The organism is Mesorhizobium sp. M7A.F.Ca.CA.002.15.2.1, from assembly GCF_003998715.1.
Lineage (GTDB): Bacteria > Pseudomonadota > Alphaproteobacteria > Rhizobiales > Rhizobiaceae > Mesorhizobium > Mesorhizobium ciceri.
Genome location: NZ_RZPI01000502.1, coordinates 1 through 4,272 on the forward strand (window position 1 = coordinate 1; position 4,272 = coordinate 4,272).

5 protein-coding genes are annotated in these 4,272 nt (G+C 63.8%); 1 reads left to right on the forward strand and 4 read right to left on the reverse strand.

Going from position 1 to position 4,272, the window contains the following annotated elements; all coding sequences use genetic code 11:
- A partial coding sequence (locus tag ENZ74_RS23670) for a DUF899 family protein (protein WP_164761159.1) occupies positions 1-482 on the reverse strand: 482 nt, incomplete at its 3' end.
- 145 nt (positions 483-627) lie between these two features.
- Here ENZ74_RS23670 and ENZ74_RS23675 point away from each other — a divergent pair.
- Positions 628-963: a hypothetical protein gene (locus tag ENZ74_RS23675; RefSeq protein WP_063168797.1), complete on the forward strand. Its 336-nt coding sequence runs from the start codon at positions 628-630 to the stop codon at positions 961-963.
- Between the two features lie 28 nt (positions 964-991).
- Here the strand turns inward: ENZ74_RS23675 and ENZ74_RS23680 are convergent, their stop codons facing one another.
- The 3 genes from ENZ74_RS23680 to ENZ74_RS23690 are packed head-to-tail and all read right to left on the reverse strand — an operon-like array spanning position 992 to position 4,095.
- On the reverse strand, positions 992-1,816 hold the full coding sequence (locus tag ENZ74_RS23680; protein ID WP_063168798.1) for a carbohydrate ABC transporter permease: 825 nt from the start codon (positions 1,814-1,816) through the stop codon (positions 992-994).
- 1 nt (position 1,817) lies between these two features.
- Positions 1,818-2,780, reverse strand: a complete 963-nt coding sequence (locus ENZ74_RS23685; protein WP_063168799.1) for a sugar ABC transporter permease — start codon at positions 2,778-2,780, stop codon at positions 1,818-1,820.
- A gap of 46 nt (positions 2,781-2,826) precedes the next feature.
- Complete coding sequence (locus ENZ74_RS23690; protein WP_063170315.1) at positions 2,827-4,095, reverse strand: ABC transporter substrate-binding protein; 1,269 nt, start codon at positions 4,093-4,095, stop codon at positions 2,827-2,829.
- Positions 4,096-4,272 lie beyond the last annotated feature (177 nt).

Genomic DNA, 4,272 nt, shown 5'->3' on the forward strand with positions numbered 1-4,272 from the left:
GAAGACGCCAGCCGCATGTTGCGCCAGCCCCGATCTCGACCGAGCGTGACCAGGTTTTCGAGCGCGGTCTTGCCCACCACCGCGAAATTGAAGCCGGCCGCCTGGAGATGCCCGACCGCGCCGTCGAACTGATCGAGCAATGCCGTGCAGGACGGACATGGCTGGTCCGGTCGGGCGAGCTTCGCCGTGCCGCCGCTGGTCGCCACATCGCGCTTCTCCTGCGGGTGGCGCGGGAACATCATGTTGTAGAGGATCAGGCTGTCCTTGCCGGGCGCGAACAGCTCCGACAGCCTTGTCTTCGCGGGCTTGCCGTGGGCATCCAGTGCGTCGAATTCATAGTCCTGGCGGATCAGCCCGCCCGGCGGCAGCGCGCGCCGGGCCTCGGCGACCTCTTCCATGGCGCGGCGCAGCTCGATTTCCTTCTTCAGCAATTTTTCGCGCGCGGTGCGGTATTTCGCGGATTCGTTGGGAAAGGTGATCATGATCGGCTCCTTCAAGTCGCAGCGCCGGCGTCCCGGCGCGGTTGCTCTGCGACCCAAGGACGTTTGGCGGTGATCGGCTCCGACATTTATTGCGCATGGTGATATGTCGTAATACCTGTCCGGGCAGCGTGATCCGGGGGACGAGATGCACGACGACGAGATCGATCTGCGCTGCCCGCAAGTAGTGACCGACAATGCCGCCAAGGGCCTCAGACTGCGCGGAGAATTCGGCCGCGGCGGCACCGAGATCGGCGTCGCCCGCGCCACCGAACTGAAGAACCGGGAAAAGCTCGCGCCCTCCACCATTCGCCGCATGGTCAGCTATTTCGCCCGCCACGAGGTCGACAAGCGCGGCAGGAACTACGGCAATGAGCAGAACCCTTCGGCCGGCTACATCGCCCGGCTGCTGTGGGGCGGCGATGAAGGCCGCACCTGGGCGCTTGATCTCAAGCAGAAGATCGGCAACGCGCCGGACATCTGACAACGGTCCGCACTACGCTGACCGCTCCTCACCCCTTCACCCCGCCGGCGGTGAGGCCGGAGACGATCTTGCGCTGGAAGATCAGCACCAGCACCACCAGCGGCACCGTGACGATCACCGAGGCGGCCATGATGTTGCCCCAGGGGATCTCGAACTGCGAGTTGCCGGAGAGCAGCGCGATCGCCACCGGCACGGTCCGCTGTGCGTTGTTGGAGGTGAAGGTCAGGGCAAACAGGAACTCGTTCCACGCACCGATGAAGGCCAGCAGGCCGGTGGTCGCCAGCGCCGGCCACATCAGCGGCAGGAAGACCCGGGTGACGATGATCCACGGCGTCGCGCCGTCTAGGATCGCCGCCTCCTCGACCTCGACCGGCAGGTCGCGGACGAAGGTGGTGAGCACCCAGACGGTGAACGGCAAGGTGAAGATCATGTAGGAGAAGATCAGCGCGAACAGGGAATTGTAGAGGCCGAAGATGCGGACCAGTTCGAACAGCCCGGCCAGCAGCGCCACCTGCGGGAACATCGACACCGACAGGATGATGAACAAAAGCGCCGAGCGGCCGCGGAATCGAATGCGCGCCAGCGCGTAGGCTGATGTGATGCCGAGCAACAGCGACAGCGCGACGACTGCGCCGGAGACGAAGAGCGAGTTCGCGAGGTTGCGCACGAAGGCGCCCTCGATCAGCACGTTTCTGTAATTGGCGAAACTGATCGTCGTTGGCCACAGATCAGCCCGGAACAGATCGGTCCCGGATTTCAGGCTGGTGACGATGGCGTAATAGAACGGGAACACCGCGACGAAGACGATTGCCCCGACCAGCAGGTAAAAGGCCGTGCGCTTCACGATCCACATCTCAGCGGTCCCCGTCCAGGCTGATCCGGCCGATCCGGATGGTGACGATGGTAAGCAGAGCGAGAATGAGGAAGAGCAGGGTCGAGGCGGCGGAGCCATAGGCGAACTTGTCGAACTCGAACAGGTTCTCGCGGGCGAACACCGACATCGACTTGGTGTGCACATTGTTGGGCGTCAGCACATAGATCAGGTCGAAGATACGCAGCGCATCGAGCGCGCGGAAGATCACCGCCACCAACAGCGCGGGACGGATCAGCGGCAAGGTCACCCGCCAGAAGATCTGCCAGGGGTTGGCGCCGTCGAGCCTGGCGACCTCGATGATCTCCCTCGGCAGCATCTGCAGCGCGGCCAAGATGAGCAGCGTCATGAATGGCGTCGCCTTCCAGATATCGACGATGAGGACCGCCGCCATCGCGGTGTCGGCGTTGGCCGTCCAGGCGATCTTGGTGCTGATCAGGCCGAGATTGAGCAGCACCACATTGATGATGCCGAACTGGTCGTTGAGCATCCATTGCCACATCTTCGCCGAGACGATCGTCGGGATCGCCCAGGGGATCAGGATCGCCGCCCTGACGATGCCGCGGCCTCTGAATTCGGCGTTGAGAACCAGGGCAACGATGGTGCCGAGGATGGTCTCGCAGGTCACCGAAATCACGGTGAAGCGCACCGTGTTCCAGACGGCACGCCACCAGACAGGGTCGACCAGCAACCCGTCATAGAGGGTCCGGCCGCTTGGCATGTGAAGTACCGAAAAGTAATTGGCGAAGCCGACCCATTGGCGCGCGTCGAGATCGGCCAGCGAGGCGTCGGTGAAGCTGAAATAGACCGTGCGGGCAAGCGGCCAGCCGGCCGCCGCGGCGAGCACCAGAAGCATTGGCGCCAGGAAAAGCCACGCCGAGCGAACGCGCTGTGCCCTCAACGGCGCGTGCGCGGCCTTGGCTGTTTCCGGTTTCATCCCTGTCATCTCGCTCCGCTCGCTGCGGTCCCGCCGGCCGGCTGTCCCAGTATCGTCACCAGCCTCGGCCCTTCAGCTTGGTCAGCGTCGCTTCGAGGTCGGCCAGATTGTCGGCGGCAGTGCCGTCGCCCGAGAGCGTGTTGTGAACAGCGTTCCAGAACTGGCTCGACGCCTCGTTGTATTTGATCCTGGTGGCGGCCGAGGGGCGCGGCACCGCATTGAGAAAGATCTGCTTCCAGCGCGGAATAATCGGGTGTTCCATGGCAATGTCGGCATCGTCATACAGCGCCTGGATGGTCGGCAGATTGGACGTCTTCAGCGCGCGGTATTTCTGCATCGCGGGCGAGGCAATGAACTTGACCAGCTCGATCGCGGCATCCGGATGCTTCGAATATTTGGAGACCGCGAGGTTCCAGCCACCCAGCGTCGCGACCGGTCGGGCGCCTTCGCCGGTGCCGGCCGGCAGCGGCGCCACGTCGAACTTGCCCTTGATCGGCGAGCCCTCGCCGTTGCCGAGCGCATAGGCATAGGGCCAGTTGCGCATGAACACCGCGTTGCCGGTCTGCCAGACGCCGCGCGATTCCTCTTCCTGGTAGGCGAGCACGCCGGGCGGCGCGATGGTCCCGACCCAGCCCTTGACCATATCGAGCACCGCCGCCGCTTTTGGATTGCTGATGGAGATGGAGCCGTCCGGCTCGATGATCTGGCCGCCGCCATTCGACATCACCCATTCGAGCGCGTCGCAGGTCAGCCCCTCATAGGCGTTGCCCTGAAAGACGAAGCCCCAGATATCCCGATTGCCGGCTGCACGTTCCTTATCCATGACCAGCCTGGCGGTGTCCGCCAGTTCCTTCCAGGTGGCCGGCACCTTGGCGCCATATTTGTCGAGGAGATCCTTGCGGTAGTAGAGCGCCGGCGCATCGGTGAAGATCGGCAAGGCGACGAGCTTGCCATTGACGGTCTGCGACCGGATGATCGACGGGAAATGCTCGGCCACGATGTCCCTGGTCGCTGCGGTCAAATCGACGAGCTGGCTGGCGAGCTGCGGCGCCCAGATCACGTCCGTCTGGTAGACGTCGATGTCGCTGTTTCCGGCGGCAAGCCACAGCCGGTACTGGCCGAACTGGTCGGTCCCGGACGTCGGCATGACGACGATGTTGACCTTGTTGCCGCTGTCTTTCTCGTAACGGTCGAGGATCTCGCGCAGCACCTTGATGCCGTCGCCGGTATCGCCCGACACCATCGACAGCTCGACGGCCCGCGCCGGCGTACCAATCAGCATGGCGGCGACGCCGAGCGCCAGGAATGCGTGAGAAAACTTCATGGTGATGGATGTCCCTCCGCAGCCGGCGACAGGAAACACTCCACGCGCCGGCAGCTTGTCGGACCCCGCCTTCCATTGAATGCGAAGCGGCGCTTTGGGTTCCCAAATCGCGCCGTTCCTGCGTGAGGCGACACCCATCAGGGGGTGTTGAGATTCAGGTCAGGCCGAGTCGAAAAT